The organism is Candidatus Enterococcus ikei, assembly GCF_017316105.1.
Classification (GTDB): domain Bacteria; phylum Bacillota; class Bacilli; order Lactobacillales; family Enterococcaceae; genus Enterococcus_L; species Enterococcus_L ikei.
On record NZ_JAFLWD010000006.1, the window covers coordinates 154,269 to 174,194 of the forward strand.

Annotated in this window: 18 protein-coding genes; 3 read left to right on the forward strand and 15 right to left on the reverse strand. The window is 35.1% G+C overall.

Translation table 11 applies throughout. From position 1 onward, the window contains the following. The first annotated feature begins 64 nt into the window (after positions 1 to 64). Together JZO69_RS02500 and JZO69_RS02505 are read left to right on the forward strand one after the other, a co-directional pair. Positions 65 to 2,239: a HelD family protein gene (locus JZO69_RS02500; protein ID WP_207111326.1), complete on the forward strand. Its 2,175-nt coding sequence runs from the start codon at positions 65 to 67 to the stop codon at positions 2,237 to 2,239. 209 nt (positions 2,240 to 2,448) lie between these two features. Further along, positions 2,449 to 3,039: a hypothetical protein gene (locus JZO69_RS02505; protein WP_207111327.1), complete on the forward strand. Its 591-nt coding sequence runs from the start codon at positions 2,449 to 2,451 to the stop codon at positions 3,037 to 3,039. A gap of 113 nt (positions 3,040 to 3,152) precedes the next feature. On the opposite strand, the gene JZO69_RS02510 is transcribed toward JZO69_RS02505, so the two are convergent. The 14 genes from JZO69_RS02510 to JZO69_RS02575 form a co-directional block, all read right to left on the reverse strand. Continuing rightward, positions 3,153 to 3,656 (reverse strand): GNAT family N-acetyltransferase, encoded by a 504-nt coding sequence (locus tag JZO69_RS02510; protein ID WP_207111328.1) that lies wholly within the window; start codon positions 3,654 to 3,656, stop codon positions 3,153 to 3,155. 136 nt (positions 3,657 to 3,792) lie between these two features. Then, positions 3,793 to 5,025: a hypothetical protein gene (locus JZO69_RS02515; protein WP_207111329.1), complete on the reverse strand. Its 1,233-nt coding sequence runs from the start codon at positions 5,023 to 5,025 to the stop codon at positions 3,793 to 3,795. A 237-nt stretch (positions 5,026 to 5,262) separates the two neighbouring features. Continuing rightward, entirely contained in the window at positions 5,263 to 7,272 is a 2,010-nt protein-coding gene (gene metG / locus JZO69_RS02520) for a methionine--tRNA ligase (RefSeq protein WP_207111330.1), read from the reverse strand. Positions 7,273 to 7,432: 160 nt separating this feature from the next. Then, complete coding sequence (locus JZO69_RS02525) at positions 7,433 to 8,611, reverse strand: NAD(P)-dependent malic enzyme (RefSeq protein WP_207111331.1); 1,179 nt, start codon at positions 8,609 to 8,611, stop codon at positions 7,433 to 7,435. 31 nt (positions 8,612 to 8,642) lie between these two features. Then, positions 8,643 to 10,007 (reverse strand): class II fumarate hydratase, encoded by a 1,365-nt coding sequence (gene fumC / locus JZO69_RS02530; protein ID WP_207111332.1) that lies wholly within the window; start codon positions 10,005 to 10,007, stop codon positions 8,643 to 8,645. 137 nt (positions 10,008 to 10,144) lie between these two features. Continuing rightward, a complete protein-coding gene (locus JZO69_RS02535) occupies positions 10,145 to 11,533 on the reverse strand; it encodes an amino acid permease (RefSeq protein WP_207111333.1) in 1,389 nt (462 codons plus the stop codon). Between the two features lie 83 nt (positions 11,534 to 11,616). Next, positions 11,617 to 12,480: a GRP family sugar transporter gene (locus JZO69_RS02540; protein ID WP_207111334.1), complete on the reverse strand. Its 864-nt coding sequence runs from the start codon at positions 12,478 to 12,480 to the stop codon at positions 11,617 to 11,619. 161 nt (positions 12,481 to 12,641) lie between these two features. Next, positions 12,642 to 13,667: a two-component system sensor histidine kinase SapS gene (gene sapS, locus JZO69_RS02545; RefSeq protein WP_207111335.1), complete on the reverse strand. Its 1,026-nt coding sequence runs from the start codon at positions 13,665 to 13,667 to the stop codon at positions 12,642 to 12,644. Positions 13,668 to 13,680: 13 nt separating this feature from the next. Next, positions 13,681 to 14,355, reverse strand: a complete 675-nt coding sequence (sapR, locus tag JZO69_RS02550; RefSeq protein WP_207111336.1) for a two-component system response regulator SapR — start codon at positions 14,353 to 14,355, stop codon at positions 13,681 to 13,683. Between the two features lie 132 nt (positions 14,356 to 14,487). Next, positions 14,488 to 14,694, reverse strand: coding sequence for a hypothetical protein (locus JZO69_RS02555; protein ID WP_207111337.1), 207 nt, complete (start codon positions 14,692 to 14,694; stop codon positions 14,488 to 14,490). 911 nt (positions 14,695 to 15,605) lie between these two features. Beyond that, positions 15,606 to 15,890 carry a putative quinol monooxygenase gene (locus JZO69_RS02560; protein WP_207111338.1) on the reverse strand — a complete coding sequence of 95 codons (285 nt, stop codon included), beginning with the start codon at positions 15,888 to 15,890 and terminating at the stop codon, positions 15,606 to 15,608. 38 nt (positions 15,891 to 15,928) lie between these two features. Then, the gene (locus JZO69_RS02565; RefSeq protein ID WP_207111339.1) at positions 15,929 to 16,417 is read right to left on the reverse strand and encodes a MepB family protein; all 489 of its coding nucleotides are present in this window, start codon (positions 16,415 to 16,417) and stop codon (positions 15,929 to 15,931) included. 467 nt (positions 16,418 to 16,884) lie between these two features. Further along, positions 16,885 to 17,241: a DUF7006 family protein gene (locus JZO69_RS02570; protein ID WP_207111340.1), complete on the reverse strand. Its 357-nt coding sequence runs from the start codon at positions 17,239 to 17,241 to the stop codon at positions 16,885 to 16,887. A 209-nt stretch (positions 17,242 to 17,450) separates the two neighbouring features. After that, positions 17,451 to 18,260: a LysR family transcriptional regulator gene (locus tag JZO69_RS02575; protein WP_207111341.1), complete on the reverse strand. Its 810-nt coding sequence runs from the start codon at positions 18,258 to 18,260 to the stop codon at positions 17,451 to 17,453. Between the two features lie 106 nt (positions 18,261 to 18,366). On the opposite strand from JZO69_RS02575, the gene JZO69_RS02580 reads away from it, so the two are divergent. Continuing rightward, positions 18,367 to 19,410, forward strand: coding sequence for a YeiH family protein (locus tag JZO69_RS02580; RefSeq protein WP_207111342.1), 1,044 nt, complete (start codon positions 18,367 to 18,369; stop codon positions 19,408 to 19,410). Between the two features lie 55 nt (positions 19,411 to 19,465). On the opposite strand, the gene psiE is transcribed toward JZO69_RS02580, so the two are convergent. Next, positions 19,466 to 19,918 (reverse strand): phosphate-starvation-inducible protein PsiE, encoded by a 453-nt coding sequence (gene psiE / locus JZO69_RS02585; RefSeq protein ID WP_207111343.1) that lies wholly within the window; start codon positions 19,916 to 19,918, stop codon positions 19,466 to 19,468. Positions 19,919 to 19,926: the final 8 nt, after the last annotated feature.

Consider the following 19,926-nt stretch of genomic DNA (forward strand, 5'->3'; position numbering starts at 1 on the left):
TGCATTATCTAAAAAAATAGCTTATACTATTCGGTCACGGCAATTCATGTCAGGAGGAACCTATATGTCCAATGATCGTACACAAGAAACCCATCATTTACACCAAATTTATGCAGAATTAACCCAAGCAAAAGATACCTATCAAACCGCTATCGATGAAGTCAACACCACAGGAAAATCGGTGCTGGATCAATTTAGTGGTGATACCAAACTAAATTTTGATAGTTACTCAGATAACCTAGAGACTTTTGCCATGATGGAAATGAAAAATAGAGAAATCGATCAGTTAAACATTCAAAATGCGACTGCTGCTAAGCAATTAGAAAAAGTCGAACGACTACTGAAAGTTCCTTATTTTGGAAAAATCGATGTAACGTTTTTAGATGCCGATTCTGATCGTGATGTTTTTTATATCGGTATGAATGATTTTACCAACCTAGAAGGTGAATCACGAATCTATGACTGGCGTTCACCGATTGCTTCCCTTTTTTATAATAATGTTTTAGGCGACAGCAGTTACCACGTCAATGAAACGAAAATTCCCGTTACATTGAATTTAAAAAGACAATTGATCATTGAAGAAGATCGCTTGCTCAACTTTTTTGATACTAGCCTTGCGATTCAAGATGATATTTTGCTGCACTCATTAGAAGCTGATTCTTCTCAGTATATGAAAGATATCACGACAACAATTCAACAAGAACAAAATGAGATTATTCGTGACGAAAGTCATCCCTTGCTTTTAGTTAACGGGATTGCTGGTAGTGGAAAAACTTCGGCAATCATGCAGCGAATTGCTTATTTACTTTATAATCATCGGAGACAAATTACTGCCGATGATATTTTACTGCTCTCTCCTAATTCGACCTTTATTGATTATATTTCTCAAGTATTACCCAATTTAGGCGAGCGTAATCCTTTGAACTTAACGTTGTTGCAGTTTCTTAAATTTACCTTTCGTGAAAAAGCACCTATCGAAAGTGAGACAGCTTATTTCAATCGGATTACTGCAGAACAAGTAAATGCCCAACAAAGAGTGATTCAATCACAGAAATTTGTTGCGTTCATTCAATCTTTTCAAGATGCATCTTTGATTCAACAATCATTATTTCAACCAATCTTATTCAAACGTAAGCCAATATTTTCTGCTGAATTGATTTTTAATTTATATCAAGAAACCCCAACGACTTTATCAATCAGGGATCGACTTTCAGCGACGAAAGAAAAATTATCAAGTTTGTGGAATCGTTATTTGATCAAACAATCAAAATCTAAACAAATGATCGATCAGATGCAAGACTTGACTGAAGCCGAACAGTTACGCTATTTTGACACAACGTTTGCGGAAGAAGATGAGGAACAATTAACCGAGTTTGCACTTCAACGGTTGCAACAAAAATACCGTAAAGTAGTCGATGCGATCGCTGATTTTGCTTGGTTTGATCAGTGGTTGCTTTTTGCAGCATTGTATCAGCAGTATCAACAAGATACGTATGAAAGAACAACGGCTGCTTACACAGCTGATGAAGTGGTGGTTTTATTGCTGATCAAAGATACCTTTATTGAAGATTTATCGAATCGACAAATGGCCTTTATTTTAGTGGATGAAGTACAAGATTATACAGAAGCCCAAATTCTCTTATTGCTTAAATTATTCCCACAAGCAAACTTTACTTTAGCAGGAGATGAAAATCAGGCGATTTTTAATACATCAATCAGTTTTATGGATCTAAAAGAGTTATTGTCTGCTTCTAGCCGTTCTGTTACTTCTTATCAATTATTGAACAGTTATCGTTCAAGCAAAGAAATCACACAGCTCTTTCAAACTTTAGTGACAAATCATGAGAAACTCAAGATTGTATCGATCCGAAAAGATGGCGAGAAACCAGCATTTATTTATTGTAAAGATCAAGAAGCATACTTAGATACCCTGACTTCACTTTTGGATTCATTAACACAAGCAGAAGATACTGCCGTTATTACAAAAACAGCAGTGGAAGCAGAATTATTGAAACAACAGCTTCTACAAAAAAATAGTGCGATTGAGGCTCAAATTCTTTCGATCGATATGGCTAAAGGACTTGAATTTGATAATGTGATCATTCACGATCCTTCAACATCCCGTTATGGAACAACCGAAAGAGAGAAGAAAATTCTTTATACGGCGATTTCTCGTGGAATGAAACAAGTGTTTCTGCCTTATGTTGGAGAGCTTTCTGAATTGTTTAAGCTGGAGTAATTTTTCAAGATCACACAGTAGAAAAAACGTGGATGCCTTTAATTCTTTGGGCATTCACGTTTTTAATTACTGTTTATTATCAATTGTTTATTTAACTAAATCTTAAAAACATCCGCCTAAAAGACAGACTTTAGCCCGATGTTTTTTCTCCTATTCAGCAGTAAACTTAATTCCAATCTGATTTTCAATTTGATAGGAGTGAGTGCTATTTGAAAAATTTCTTTGAAGAATCTGACTTTCTAAAATCTACGATCCAAAAGAACGTAACGATTCAAAGAAAACCACAAGTCAATACGGTCTGGCACTGGATCTTACTGATTCTCTTTGGTTTACTAGCTTACGGAACTATGACTCAGCAATTTATTCTAATTGCGATTTTTGTTGCCCTTGCAGCTATTGTAAAAGGACCATTGATGATTTTATGGGGCGCTATTTATTCAGTTTTGATCGCTTTTTTTCCACCGTTAGGAATCGTGTTGTCTATCCTATTTTTCTTAATAAACCTTGGAACTATAGCAAAAAGTTGGCGAATTTCCTTAACAAGTGCTTATTTTTATTTAGTTCCTCTCATCGGCGGCATCCTTCGAACTGTCATAAAAAATGAGCCTACGTATGCTGTTCTGATTTTTGTTGCACTGAGTATATTAGGGTTGCATTTTTTACTTAACTGGTTATACAAAAACAATAGTTTGAGTCGAACTTTGACTTGGTCGATCATTAGCGTACCTTATGCGATATTGATCCTATTTTTACCGGCTCGTTCCCATAAGTTTAAATCAAATAAAAAACTAAAATTTTAGTAGATACTTCAACGAAGTATAGAAAAAGGTGAGTTGGATAAACGGTGGGAGCAGAAGCTATCCCTGATTATTTCTCGGGATTAAACACTTCTGTCCCACCCTCATTTTTCTGATTATAACTCAATCCAATATCTCTGAATCATTTCTCCTTCAATCAAATATTCATCAGATAAAATACCACCATTTTTCTGGATTGTTTTTTGTGAGGCTATATTCTTTTTATCACACGTAAGCATTACTTTAGAGAAACCACGTTTGTGAAAAATAAGTAGAGCTTGTGCAAGTATCCAATTCGCATAACCCTTTCCTCTTTGGGAAGGAACAATTCCGTAACCAATGTTCCCACCGATTTGTAGCAGTTTATCTGTTAATTCATATCTCAACTGAATAGCCCCAACCAACTTTCCTTCTACTTCAAGAAACAATGTATCTGCTGGAACAAACGTATTATTGATAGTGCTTTTATCTTTTTTCAGTTTATTTAACCATTCTTGAAAAGTAAGCCCATTTAAATTAGCCGATGTTGGCGTTATTTGAGACGCTCCTGAAGCTATCCATTCATTTATAAAATCTGAGTAGCGTTGTTCATCCGCTAACGTTAATTCTTTTAAAATCACTGCATTCCCTCCATTTTGAATCATTATACCTAAATTCTTTAAATCTGAACACATTGCTAAAAAAAAACGATGTTCTCTCTATGCTAATCAAATCTAAGATTTGAGCACAAAAAACATCGTCTCTTTTACTTTTATTTTAAACTGTTCCAGCTTTTAACGCTTTGTCTAAAGCCTCATTTAATTTTTTCATTTGCTCTTCATTAAAAATTTCTTTCGCACCTTCACGCGCTTCTTTTGCATTTTCTTCTGTTACAGCGCTAGGATTGGCTTCGATTTGTTTGATCATTTCATCTAATTGCTCGTCCATCAATTTTTGAATTTCTGGATCATCTTTTAAATCACTATAATCAACCGAATCATCATCTAAATCTAGGTCTGAATCATCTGAAGTTGTTCCTGTAACATTCGATAAAATATCTTCCAATTCATTTTGGCTGATGATTTCTTTCTTACTTGGCATTTTGATGTTTCCGTTATTTTTTTGCGGAGTAATAGAAAGTGTCAGAACCATGCTCATTTTAGCATCTTCTTCATCTACAGTTGCTAAAGATATTTCCATATCAATGACGTTTGTCTTTTGGTTAATACTAACTTTTACATCCATTTTATCCATATCATTTTTTAATGACTTGATGGCATCTTTTATTTCTTTCGAATTGCCTGATTTTTTGTAATCTTTATCTTCTTTGGCAATTTCATCGAATTTTTCCATCATTTCGATGATTTCATTTTTAGTAAATGTATGTGTCACGACATCTTTGTCTTTTTTAAATGATTTTTTATCGAAGCTTTCGATTAGTTTTTTCATTTCTCTGCCCATTTTAGAATTTTCGGCATTCGTAAATGTCTTATCTTTCAATGGATTTGATTTTTTATCATTCTTGTCTGAAGTTAGTGTGTCGCTGGCTTCAGCAATATCGATATATTTTCCTTTTAATTTATTCAAGTCACTCTTGCTTAGTTCCAATGGATAATCAAAAGAATCGGCTAAATCCATTATCCCTGTAACAAAGCTAGTCGACATATAATAGTTGTCTTTATTGCCAACAAATTGGAACGGGATTTTCTCGCCAAATAGATTCGCTGTAATTTCCATTTCCATCATGTCTTTTTTATCATCCACCGCATATTTTCCATCGATGCTCATGTCTTTTAGTTGACTGACCAACATTTTTGCATATGCTCCGCCTTCGTCACCATTATAAGTTAAATCTTTGAGCTTCATTTTAAAGCTTGCTGCGTTGTATTCCTCACCTTTAGAGTTAAATAGTTCTTTGGTGAAATCTTTTCTTGGATCTGATCCACAGGCTGCTAATAAAAAAATTGCAACGCCTGTAATGATCCCCAACAGATACTTCTTCATTTTCATTATACATTCTCCTTATTACATTTATTTGATTTTTTTGACCCTAAGTAATAATAATACAGTAAAACATAATTTATTAACACTCATATTTACTATTTTTATATTTATATAGATAATATATTCAATATTAATCAAAAAAAAACGATCCACAGCCGCTGCTCTCTATTTTATAGACAAGCAAACTTCTGTGAATCGTTTTTTATTTTATATCTGCATTTTCTTATTCTATTGTTAAATCAACTAAGCAATACTTGCTCCATTTGGCATTTCTTTTGGTGCGTCAATAATTTGTAGTTTACCTTCTGGAGACTCAGCTGAAAGAATCATGCCTTGACTGATTTCTCCACGCATTTTTCTTGGTGTTAAGTTGGCTACGATGACAACTTTTTTACCAATCAATGAACTTGGATCTGGATAAAATTCTGCGATTCCTGAAAGGATTTGACGATCTTGTTCGTCTCCTGCATCCAAACGGAATTGTAATAACTTATCTGCACCTTTAACTTTTTTACAATCAATGACTTCTGCTACTTTTAGTTCGACTTTATCAAAATCATCGTACTTGATTTGTTTTTCTTTGGTTGAAACAAGTTCTGTTTCTTCTGGGTTCCATTTGATTTCTTCCGTTGTCGTTTGTGCGTTTTGAGACATTTTCTTTTGAATATAAAGTACTTCTGTATCGATCTCTAAACGAGGGAAAATCGGTGTTCCCTTTGCAACTACTTTGATATCTGTTGGAAACTCACCAAAATGAATCCCTTCCATATTCATCGTATCAGGATCTAAACCTAATTGTTCAAAGATTTTCTTTGGTGTCTCTGTCATCGCTGGTTGTAAAAGAATCGCTACGATACGCAAACTTTCAGCTAAATGAACCATCACGCTGTCCAATTCATTTTTCTTCTCTTCATCTTTAGCTAAAACCCATGGTTGTGTTTCATCAATATATTTATTTGCACGAGAAATCAGGCTCCAAACTTCGGCGATCGCCGTGTTGAATTCCATTTTTTCCATGGCTTCATGATATTTACCAATCACATTTGCAGCAGTTGTGGATAATTCACTGTCAAATGGTGTTACTTTTGACGCATAGGCAGGAACATGACCTTCACAGTATTTATTGATCATAGCAATCGTACGATTTAATAGATTGCCTAAATCATTAGCTAAATCATAATTCAAGCGTGAAACAAAATCTTCTGGCGTAAAGACACCATCGCTACCAAAAGGTATCGCTCGTAATAAGTAATAACGCAATGCATCTAATCCATAACGCTCTACTAATATTTCTGGATAAACAACATTGCCCTTAGATTTAGACATTTTACCGTCTTTCATCAGTAACCAGCCGTGACCAAAAATTTTCTTCGGTAATGGCAGCTCTAAAGCCATCAACATGATCGGCCAGTAAATCGTGTGGAAACGTACGATCTCTTTTCCAACCATATGAACGTCTGCAGGCCAATATTTTTGGAACAAGCTGTCATCTTCTGAGCCATAGCCTAATGCTGTGATATAGTTTGATAATGCATCAATCCACACATAGACTACGTGTTTTGGATCATTTGACAGAGGAATTCCCCATGAAAAAGTTGTACGTGAAACTGCCAAGTCTTCTAATCCAGGCTTGATGAAATTATTGATCATTTCATTTTTGCGTGATTCAGGTTGAATGAATTCTGGATGTTCATTGTAATAATCTAATAAACGATCCGCGTATTTACTCATACGGAAGAAGTACGATTCTTCTTTGACTAATTCCACTTCGTGACCACTTGGTGCTTTACCACCGATCACTTTACCTTCTTCATCACGATAGACTTCTGCTAATTGTGTCTCAGTGAAATACTCTTCATCCGAAACCGAATACCAGCCTTCATATTCGCCAAGGTAGATATCGCCTTGTTCTAATAAACGATCAAAGATTTGCTGAACGGCTTTTTTATGATAATCATCTGTTGTACGGATGAATTTATCGTAGCTGATATCAAGGGTTTTCCATAACTTTTGAACATCTGCTGCCATTTTATCAACATATTCTTTAGGTGTAACACCTAATTCTGAAGCTTTATTTTCAATTTTTTGTCCATGTTCATCCACACCCGTTAAGTAAAATACGTCAAAGCCCATCAAACGTTTGTAACGGGCCATCGCATCACAAGCAATTGTTGTATATGAATTGCCGATATGTAGTTGTCCGCTTGGATAATAAATCGGGGTGGTGATATAAAATGTTTCTTTTTCTGACATGTAGAAACATCCTCCTTTAGCATTCTCTTGAATTTACTCCTAAATAGTATACCATACTTGGCTTTATTGAACTAGAAATCCTTACGTTTTCTCTACACAAAAAAGCTTCCTTCAGATTCATCTTAATTAAAACTGTTGGAAGCTTTTTGGGTATTTTTATTTAAGCTCTAATAACGCCATCTTGTACAGCTGTTTCAGCGACTTCGCGAATAATAACATCTACCAATTCTTGGTTAAAAGCAGATGGAATAATGTATTCACTTGTTAATTCAGATTCTGGAATAATCTCCGCAATGGCTTTTGCTGCAGCTAATTTCATATTTTCGGTAATTTTCGTTGCACCTGCTACAAAAGCGCCTTTGAATAACCCTGGGAAAGCTAAAACATTATTGATTTGATTTGGATGATCAGAACGGCCTGTTCCAACTACCGCAGCACCCGCATCGATTGCATCTTGATAATCGATTTCTGATTCTGGATTAGCCATTGGGAAAACGATAGCTCCTGAATTCATCGAAGCGACCATTTCTTTTGTCACAAGTTTAGGAGCTGAAACCCCAATAAAAACATCCGCACCTATCATTGCTTCACTTAATGAACCTTGGAAATCATTTTTATTCGTGATTTCAGTGATTTCTTTTTCTAAAAAATTCATTGGTCTTGTCATCGTTTTACTTAATGCACCATCGATATTGAATGCAATGATCTCCTGTACACCAAAATGATTCAACATTTTAATGATTGCACTACCCGCTGCTCCTGTCCCTGACACAACGACTTTGATTTCATCTACTTTTTTATCAACGATTTTTAAGGCATTAATCAACGCTGCAATTGTAACGATTGCAGTGCCATGTTGATCATCATGGAACACAGGAATATCTAACTCTTCCATTAATGTCCGTTCAATTTCAACACAGCGTGGTGCAGAGATATCTTCTAAATTGATTCCGCCAAACGTCGGTGCCATTGCTTTGATAATATTGATGATCTCTTTGGGATCTTTTGTATCTAAACAAATTGGAATTGCATCGATTCCAGCAAATTCTTTAAACAATAACGCCTTGCCTTCCATAACTGGTAATGCGGCTTTAGGGCCAATATCGCCTAATCCAAGAACAGCTGTGCCATCGGTCACTACAGCTACGGTATTGCCTTTCCAAGTATAATCATAGACTGAATTCGGGTTTTCGTGTATTTTTCTACAAGGTTCCGCAACTCCTGGTGTGTAAGCCAAAGATAGATCCTCTTTTGTTTTTACCTCCACTTTTGAATGAATATCGATTTTCCCACGCCATTGTGCGTGTGCTTTTAAAGCTTTTTCATAAATATCTGTCATGTTTTCCCATCCCTTTCCAAGTCAATCCGATTTATTTGCCTAACATTTGCTCTGGTTTGACCCAACTGTCGTATTCTTCTTCTGTCACTAGTCCTGAAGTCAAAGCGGCCTGTTTTAGCGTTGTATTTTCTTCAAAGGCTTTTTTAGCGATCTTCGCACCATTATCATAACCGATATGAGGATTCAATGCAGTCACAAGCATTAATGATTGCTCCACATATTGATTCATTTTTTCTTGATCCGCTTTGAGTCCAACTAAACAGTTTTCATTAAAAGAACTCAATCCATCGGCTAAAAGTTCAATACTTTGGATCAAATTATATGCTATCACTGGCATATAGACATTTAATTCAAAATTTCCCTGTGAAGCGCCGATTCCAATCGTTGTGTCATTGCCCATAACTTGAATGGCAATCATAGTCAGTGCTTCACATTGAGTTGGATTGATTTTCCCAGGCATGATTGAGCTACCTGGTTCGTTTGCTGGAATTGTGATCTCTCCCAAACCACTTCTTGGACCACTAGCCATCCAACGAATATCATTCGCCATTTTCATGACATTAGCAGCAAGCGCCTTTAATGCACCCGAGGTAAAAACAATAGCATCTTTGCTTGCTAATCCATGGAATTTGTTTGGATCTTCTGAAAATTGGTTGTTAGTTTCTTCATTCAAGTAGCTAAAGAATGATTTAATGTATTCTTTCGAAGCATTCAGCCCAGTTCCCACAGCTGTGCCGCCCAGTGCCAATTGTTTGAGTTCATTTAAAGTCAATTCTAACATTTGATAATTATGTTCTAGACCTGAGCGCCAACCACCGATTTCTTGAGCGAAAGTAACTGGCGTAGCATCTTGTAAATGAGTTCGACCGATTTTTATGATTTTTTCATTCTCTGATTCAAGTTTTTTCAGTGTTTGAATCATTTGCTTCATCACTGGAAATAATTGCTGTTCAATCAATCGCACCGCTGCTATGTGAATCGCCGTTGGGAAAACATCGTTTGAGCTTTGAGACATGTTCACGTGATCATTTGGATGAACTGCCACATTATTTTTTGCCGCTAAATGTGCAATAACCTCATTAACATTCATATTCGTTTGCGTACCGCTACCAGTTTGCCACAAAGACAATGGAAAATGCTCATCAACGTCCCCCACAATAATTTTATCTGCTGCTTGCTGAATCGCTCGGCTGATCGTTGTATCTAATTTTCTTGTTTCTTCATTTGCTTTAGCCGCATTCTTTTTGACTAAAGCCAAAGCTTGAATAAGAGCCAGCGGCATTTTTTCGATACCGATATTAAAATTTTGGCGACTACGCTCGGTTTGTGCTCCCCAGAGTGCAGCTTCTGGCACTTGAATCTCTCCCATAGAATCTTGTTCGATACGATATGACATTCTTTCACTCCTTCTCTTTTCTTCTCTATTTACTATCACTATACTGTAAACGAATCACGATTTACAGTGAAAATCTTTTTTTCATGAAAAAGAAACATAAAAAAATCAGTAACCACTATGATCACTGATTTCTTCCTTTAATTTTTGATTTTACCTTCATTACTATGCTTGTACCCATACGCAAAATAAATAATGAATCCTAAAACCAAGGCTACTGCAAAAGCTTTCCACGTTGCAGCTTGTAATTGCAGCATTAAACCAATGCTCACGATAACAAGTAAAATCGGCACAAACGGAACAAATGGAATTTTAAATTCACCTGGTTTAGGATCTCCAGCTACTTTTCTCAAACGAATAATACCGATCGCCATCACGATCAAATACATCAATGTCACGATATTCGTCAATTCAGCTAAAAGCTCCATTGGAACTAGCCCAGCAAAAATCATTGTACATACACCAGCTACATAGGTTGCATTTTTTGGCGTACGATTTTTTTCATCTATTTTACTCATGAACTTCGGTAATAAACCATCTTTACTAATTGCATAAATAATCCTAGCTAAACTGTACATCATAGAAATCGTCACAGTTAGCAAGGTCAAAATAGCACCCACAGAAATCACAGCTGCCACGCCATCACGCTGAACAAAGCGCATCGCAAAGGCTACTGGATCTTTCACACCAAGCACATCAAACGGTACGATTCCAGTTAAAATCAACGTCACGATCACGTATAAAACGGTAGCTATAATAATCGATCCGATAATGCCTCTAGGGATATCCTTTTGAGGATTTTTCACTTCTTCAGCTGTCATACTGACTGCATCAAATCCTAAAAAGGCAAAGAAAACCACTGCAGCTCCGCTGACCACACCTGAAAAGCCAAAAGGCATAAAAGGTTGCCAATTAGTTGATTTCACATAAAAAATACCTACAACTAAGAACAGTGCAATGATACCGAATTTAACAAAAACCATAAAATTATTCAAACGTAACGCCGTTTTTGCTTCTAACGATACCCAAAATGTAACTGCTAAAAGAACTAACATCGCAATCAAATCAACATAAGTCCCATTTGCTGGATTATATGCGCCACTCAACGCCTTAGGTAAATCTACCCCAAGACTGTTCAAAAATCCGTGTACATAACCAGACCAGCCCGAAGCAACTGAAGATACTGCTAGAAAGAATTCACAAATTACTAGCCAGCCTGTCATCCAAGCAACCAATTCTCCAAACACAACATACATATAAGCATAGGGTCCGCCAATTGCGGGGATTCTTGAAGCGAACTCCGCATAACATAAACCCGCTAAAATAATTGCTCCTGCTGCAACTAAAAATGAAAGTGACAACGCAGGTCCTGCATATTGCTCAGCAGCGACACCTGTCACCACAAAAATCCCTGTTCCAACAATCGCACCGATCCCGAGCATGATCAGATCCATTGTTTTTAAATCCTTTTTCATTGAACTTGGCTCACTTGATACCGCCGTCAGCTCTTTTTTCCGAAACATTGACATTACTTTTCCTCCAATAAATCGTTTCATTTTCTAGTATTAATAATTGCTGAATTTTCTCATAAAAATAAGCGTAAATATATCATTTACGCTTTCATATACCCTAAAAGAATACCACCTAAAATAACGAATAAGCAACCAATAATGACATATCTCATTTCTTTTTTAGACTTGCGCTCGCCAAGTAAGTAGATTCCGCCTAAAGTTGAGATGATAATTCCCATTTGTGACAATGAGAAGCTGATTGCTAAACCGATTTGACGCATCGTTAGTAACATACAAATATTGCCTAAGCCCCACAACAAGCCACAGCTCATATTCTGCCAAACATAGCGATCCAGTTTGACCTTTTTAAACGCAAAGAAACTGGCGCCGATCACCATACCAATACTTTGCGGCAAAATAATGCCCATAGGATCAAGTCCTGCAGCGTTGATAATGATCGTGTACGCACCATAACCAACTGTCGACATCAATAATGCCCGAAATCCTTTGCTGAAATCAAGCATTGAATTGGTTGTTTTTACACCACTGTCATCATCTTGACGAGCGGTTAAATACGCACCAAAAACCAATAACCCTAGAGCGATAAATCCTAGAATATAATCTCTACTGCCTTTCCATTCATGAAAAAATACAGCTCCAGCGATCGTATTGACAATCAACTGCATTCCTGTTGAAACAGGCAGTCCAACAGATACACCTAAATATTTCATGCCATGAAACTGCTGATTTTGTCCTACACTCCAGAATAAACCAGATAAAATTCCAACTGCAATCATTTGAATGCTAATTGCTGGTTGAACAACAAAAAAGATAATTATTGAAAAGAATAAAGCACCAATAGTCATGCCGAGTGTTTGTTGATTCGCGCTACCACCGATTTTTCCACTGACCAGCCCTATACTGCCCCAAGCAAACATCGGAATCAAAGCCACTAATATCTCCATAATATGCTCCTATCAAAAATATGATAAGTTTAGTCTAACAATAAAAGCGTTTGCTATACAACTATAAGATAGGAAAAGTTTGATAGAATTTTTCTCATTTAAATTAAAAAATAAAAAAGCCAGCATTGAGAAATATTTGTTTAATTTCTCAACGTAGCCTATTATCTTCTCTCATTAAAATAACTCAAAAACGGAAACAACAACTTCATCGTCGTTCCTTCTCCTTCAACTGACTTCATCATCAATTGGTGGCCTAATTTATCCGCCAGACTTTTTGCTAAATATAAGCCTAATCCAGTAGAATGCTGCTCGCTCATCCGACCGTTTTCTCCAGTAAACCCTTTATCGAAAATACGTCGCTGGTCTTCTTCTGGAATCCCGATCCCTGTATCTTTTAATGATAACCAAGCGCCTTCTTTTGTACGTGATAACGTCACGACGATCTCACCGCCAGAAGGTGTATATTTGATCGCGTTACTAACCAATTGTTTGAAAATAAAAGCAACCCACTTCGCATCGGTTAAAATCATTTGATCGTTTCCTTCTATGGAAAAGCGCAGGTTCTTTTGAATAAAATAATTTCCCTGCGTCCGAATCACAGACTGAACAATTTCCTTTAGTGAATATTCCTGAATCAAATAGTCTCTAGAAAAACTGTCCAATCGAGCGTAATAAAGGACTTGTTCTACATACTCATCGATTTTACTCAACTCATTTTCAACTAAATAATATTTCTTTTCGGGAATATCATCTTCGATCGATTGTAAAATCAAATTCACAGCGGCCAACGGTACTTTGATTTCATGGACCCATGAATCAATATAATCTTTTTGATCCTGTTGGTTATTGATTACCTGCTGCATGATTTGCTGATGCTCCACCAACAAGCCATTGATATAGTTCTGCACTAGCGTTTCTTCTGACTTTGAAGCCTCACTCAAATAATGTTCCAAAGAAGGCGGTTGTTCTGAAATGTCTAAAGAGCGCCACCAGCGTTTTTTTAAGGAATAATCGATTGTCATAAAAAGCAGTAAAAATAATCCTTGCAATAATACCAAATACCCAATAACCGCTGGATTCACAACCATATCTGGAGATAGCCATAAAATAAAACAAGTCACTCCAATAAAAAATAGCCAGCCAATCAACAGAAGCCAATGATCTTTTAAATATTTATAAATTGTCATTTTATTCTCCTATCTACGGTACGATGTAGCCTTGACCAACTTTTGTCTCAATGTACCCTTCAAGACCTGCTTGTTCAATTTTTTTCCTCAAACGATTGATGTTAACTGTCAACGTATTATCATCCACAAAACGTTCATCTTCCCACAACGCACGTAACAATTTCTCTCTCGTTAAAATTTTCCCGTGTTTCTTGATCAAAATATACAATAGGCGATATTCATTTTTACTTAAATCGATCACTTCGCCATTGATCTCCATACTACCATTATCAACATTCAACGTGATTCCATTATGAGACATGATCTCACTGCCGACTTCTGAATAATTATATGAACGGCGCAATAATGCATTGATTTTGGCGATCAACACATCGATTTGAAATGGCTTTGTAACAAAATCATCAGCGCCCATATTCATTGCCATGATCATATCCACATTTGTATTTCGACTGGAAATAAAAATAATCGGAATTTTAGAAATTTCACGGATTTTCTGACACCAATAATAGCCATCAAAAACGGGAAGATTAATATCTAATAGAACCAGTTGAGGATCTTCTCTTTGAAAATCTTCTAAAACATTATTAAAGTCTGTCGTTCCAAAAGTCTCGAACTGCCATTTCTGTAGTTCTTCGCTGATCAGCTCACGAATCGTTGTTTCATCTTCTATAATCATGATTTTTGCCATCATTTACCCTCCAGTTGTTTCTATCTATTGTACCTTATCAGAAAATCTACGTCATTCATATAGGACTTTTAGCTGAAATTTTAATAGAAAAACATACTAAGAGTCGAGGGAAAACTTAGTTTGTTTTAAATGTCACTCCAAAACAGCCACACCACTATCAGCAATCGCTTTTCCAATAAATAAAAAGACTCCATTCAAAAGTAAAACCGTCATATTCACACAAAAAAAGATTGATAGTTTTTCGATTCCTTTGATTTTTTCTTTTGTCCTAAGAATCAGATATAAAATAAAGTTACTGCCATATGTAAAAATCGTCAGTACTATAATTAGTTCTATCATCATTTTTTCTCCCCACAAATCCATTCATTTTTGTATCCACTTACATTTTACGCTAATACAGATTTTTTTTAAAGCAGGAATGGTCGATCATCCTTATTTCTATAAATTTCCCCTAAAATGAGTACCTTAACAGGTTATTCTACAGATTCAGACTGTATAAGCTTTACTCTTTTTCTGATATTTTCTACCGAAGAATAGTATATACTATTTTATTTCGTCTTTTTACATTGATACCATATATAAAATTTCATATAGAAAGAATAAATAAAGTAATTTTTTTCCAACACTTTATTGACCCTAAATGGGTTTTCCTATAAAATGGATGATAGATAGAAACGAATAGGATAAAAAAAAAGCACTTCATAATTTAGCTACCAACTAAATCATGAAGCCCTGAACAGTCAGTGAACACCTGACCAATCAAGTTGCTTAAGCCAATATTTATACATTGACATCTTTCATTTTACTCAATTTTGATAGAAATTTCTAGAGGTTTGTACTAGTTTTTTCTAACTTGAAGATGTTTATGCTTATTTATTGAACTTACAATGGCGTTGGATGTGTATCCAACGCCATTTTTTTATTTATTCGTTTCTATCTGGAAGGAACGCTTGCTTGCTTTTTTAAATCATAATATATAACTGTCAACCAACCATTGACTATATTAAACGCTGATCCCAACCAGCCTTTTACCCATTCTCCTGGATGATTTAATTAGTAAGCAGCAATCCTTTTTAAAATAATAGTCAATTACTACTCCCAAGTATTCATTAAGAAAACACAATGAGAAAAATCAATGTACCCTTTTTCAATACTTCCTTTTTTACGAATATCATTGTTTGTATTTTCTTTATTGATGACTATTAAGACTGGAAATAAGCCTCGAAGCTTATTTCCAGTTTATTTTTGTTTTACTCGGAATAGCTGATTTTTATTGTCGGCTCTTTTTCCAGATATAAAGATATCTCACTAAGAAATTTTTTTAAATGAGGTGTTTCATTGTGTCTGTCTACCATAAGCCTATCTTGCCAATTCTCAACAATAACAAACTGGTTTTGTTGGCTAACATTTTCAAAATGATCATAAGATAGACAGCCTTCATCTTGTTGCGAAGCTGTTACTAACTCCGTTACAAAGGCTATATAAGCTGCTCTTTTTTCTGGTCTAACTTGTAAAAAAACATTGATCGTAACCATAATTTCCACCTTTTTCTTATTTTTTAGTATAAGTATAATTAATTAAAATATAGTTTTTTCAATAACCTTGAATCCCTGTTTTCTGTTAGGTTAATAAAATACGGACGTTGCCATTTTTGAGTAGTTGATGCATTTTTATTTAGTCCTGTTACCCAGTCAGGATATACTCGCAGGGCCATCTTCCCTAAACTTGTTTCACTGATCAAAATATTATTTTTAGCCAATATTGCTTTTGGAAATATAAATTGTCCAACTTTCTCTTGATCAAAAATAGTGATGATTAATTTATCCGGTGCACTAACTAAATCATAAGGTTTATTTTTATTTGCTTCGTCCTTTTCCCAAAACACAACAAAATAGCCAAGCTTCTTAGGAGTTATTTTTGCCTTTCTACTACGAAATGACTGATTGCTTAAAGAAAAAGTTGCGCCTTCATAATCACTATTTTGGCTTTCCAGCTTCATGTTTTTTAAAGACTCATTACTAAATTCTGGCAATAGTTCAGATATAAATTTGATCGATTCCATGGCTAACTCCATTCATTTCAATAATGTACTCAACTAAAATATGACCTAATACTTTTTATTAAACTACTCTTATTGTATCATTGAAAAATAAAAATTCCTTTATCAAAATCACTGTAAAGACTATATTTTACATCCAAATTGTAAGAATCTAACATCTAACCTCTTTGATTATACATTAAATCTTCCATTTAAAATATCTATTCATGTTATTTTTTCTAAAAATATTCTTATTAAAAAGTTATAAAAACTAATTTAAAAAGCACTGAACAATAAATAATTATTATTAAAAACATTCTTATTTGTTATTTAATATTTTGAAAAAATTTAAAATTCCTTTTTTTAAAATCTACAAAAAAAGAGAGCTAACAGCCCTCTGTTTCAATTCTTCATCTACCTATCAAATAGTTTAAACAACATAGCTCTTATCCACCACAACAAGTCTAAACTTATATATCCTGCTAGAAGGATCAATGAATTCTTTGAGAAATCGACAAAGCCTCATATTCTGGCAAATCAAATATATATTTTTCTCTATGTGTCTTCTTATATTCTTGTTCAATTACTTTAATCGTGCCTAATACATCGCCATCTTCTAATGCAGATCCGTTAAGAATATAAAAAATAACTAGCGAGCATTTTTCATCAACAGCCATTAATTTGGGCAAAGTCATCGCTAATGTATTAGGATTTATTTGCTCAACCAGACGATTTCCTTCATCTGTCAGTTCTTGATAGTAATTAATATATTCTTGTTCTACTTCGATTGTCTGATCCATCATCGCGATATACGTTTCTAATTGAATGTTCCATAAAAATGGTTCCACGATATTCTCCTCCTATTTTACAGCTAAGGCAATCGAATGAAATACCGTTTTTTGTTCAAACGATGCAACAAGTTTCTGTCGAACAACCATTCTAACGATTTTCTGTTGCCTACTATCTCCAATAAGATATCACAAAACAGTCTCATTTTTCTATTAAAACGATTATTATAATTAGAATAAAATTAGTAAGTTCTTGTTTTAATCTACGATTAATAGTAACACTTGATAAACATTTCCACTTCGCGCAATTGCTGAGATTCGATACGTTGTCTTTTGATGAAGTAAAAATTTCTTTGATAATCATCGGTTAACGGCTGCCAATTGATTTTTTCCGATACAGCTTTTTTTGAAATAAGCGACTGACCCATTCCCTGTTCTAAACAGCGAACAATCATTTCATTATTTTTGATGATCATTTTTTCTGGTTTTAAATTGTACTCTAAAAAATAGCGCTCAGTATAATGAAAAACACCAGAATTCTCTTCTCGCACTAACCACAAGTCTTGGGAAAAATCCCCGGCATGAACTAGCTCATCTGATATAATTTTTTGGCGAATGATCGAATCAGTGATTAAAGGTTTCTCAATAAACCCAAAATGTGCTTGATGCTTCTGAATTTTATCCAATACTTGCTCCGAATTATCCATATCCAATACAAAGGAAACTTCTGGAAATTGCCGAATCAGCTGTTCCATCAATTCAGGCAGATAATACACAGCAAAAGTATTCGACGCAACAATTTTACACGTCTCTCTCGGCATCTCCTGTATACGCAAAGCTTGTAAGACATCTTCCCAATCATCTGATAAATTGAGCAAGTGATTATACAAAATATCAGCTTGCTTTGTCGCAATGATTTCCTGCCGTCCATTTCGAACAAACAACTCGATATTCAATTCTTCTTCTAGTTGTTTGACTTGATTAGAAACAGCCGGTTGAGAAATAAATAATCGTTCTGCTGCTTTTGAAAAATTTTTTGTTTCGTAAACAGTACGGAATGTTTTCAGTAATTTAAACATAGATAGCCTTTCCATTCATTTTAGTTATAGATATTATTTTAACTATTTATTTCTCAAATGTAAATTATTTCGTTATACTAGACTCATAGATAAACAAGGAAAGAAGATGAATGTTTTAGTGAAAAATAACAATACCAGAAACACTTATTTAACCAACTCAATGGCTATTTTACCTGGGCTAGCCACAGCTTTTATCGTCGCTGTCATCAGTAAAGTTGCTGCAATCTGGCTTCCAACCTTAGGTGCTGCAACGATCGCCATTTTACTTGGTATTTTATTAGGAAATACTTTTTTAAAAATGCCTATTCTAGAAAAAGGAACAAAAATAGCAGAAAGTAAGCTACTAGAATTTTCCGTTGTACTTTTAGGAGCGACTGTGACCTTTCAAACCATCGCTCATATCGGGATCAAAGGAGGTATTTTCGTTCTCTTACAAATGGGTTTGACGATTATTGCTACTTATATACTTGGAAAAAAAATGCTGTTTTCTGATAATATGTCTTTATTGATGGCTGGTGGAAATGCGGTCTGCGGATCATCTGCGATTGCATCGATCGCACCAGCGATCCAAGCAAAGGAAGAAGAAAAAGGCCAGATCATTACATTAGTGAATTTGCTTGGAACGATCTTAATGTTAGTATTGCCTATTATCGGCTCGCTTATTTACGGTAGTGATATTTTAACGAAAAGTGCCTTGATCGGTGGTATCTTGCAATCAGTCGGGCAAGTGGTAGCCAGCGCCAGCATGATTAATGGACAAGTCGTAGAACTAGCTATGTTGTTTAAAATCATGCGTATTATGTTGCTTGTGGTCGTTGTTTACTTTTTCGGCAGATTTAAACAACAATCCGCAGTCACAACAGCTGTAGAAGTTACACCTAAAAAAAAGACCTCCGCTTTACCTTGGTATGTAGTGGGATTTGTTTTGTTTTGTGTTATCAATAGTCTGGTTCATTTACCGACACAACTAAGTGAAACAGCACATTTCTTTAGCGGTTGGTTTGAAATCACTGCTTTAGCTGCTATCGGCTTACGCTTGGATTTCCAAAAGTTTTTCAAAGAAGGCAAACGTTTCTTGATTTATGGATTATCGGTTGGTGTCATTCAAGTTGTTTTGGCTATCGCATTGATTGCTTTATTAAGAATTTAATTAAACATAAACAAAAAGGTCGCTCAATTTTCTCTGAGTGACCTTTTTGTTTATTTTATTTATCTGTCTTTTGGCTATCGTCTGTATGAGATTTAAACCCAACATAGGATTTATTTCCACTTAAATTAAGCACAAACAACACAATAACCAGTGATAAAATCGATACAGATAATAATAATGTTTGGACCGCATCGCCGTGTAATACCATTAGCTGTCTTAAAATAGCCGTAATACAAATCAGAATCAAATACCTGATTGGAATATGATGACCTTCTTGAATATAGCGAATCACCATCATAATAAACTCAAATAACATGAAAAATGCAACAACTTCCTGCATCACGATCGATAAGTTTTTAGGTGTCATCGGCTTGTTGATAAAGGTACTGATATCAATCAATTGACGAATCATAAAAATCAAAATTAATAGGGCCAGTACTCCTAAAACAATATCCAACACCCAATTGACATATTTCTTCATTATTCCAAATCTCTGTTCCTCTTTCATCCTTTTCC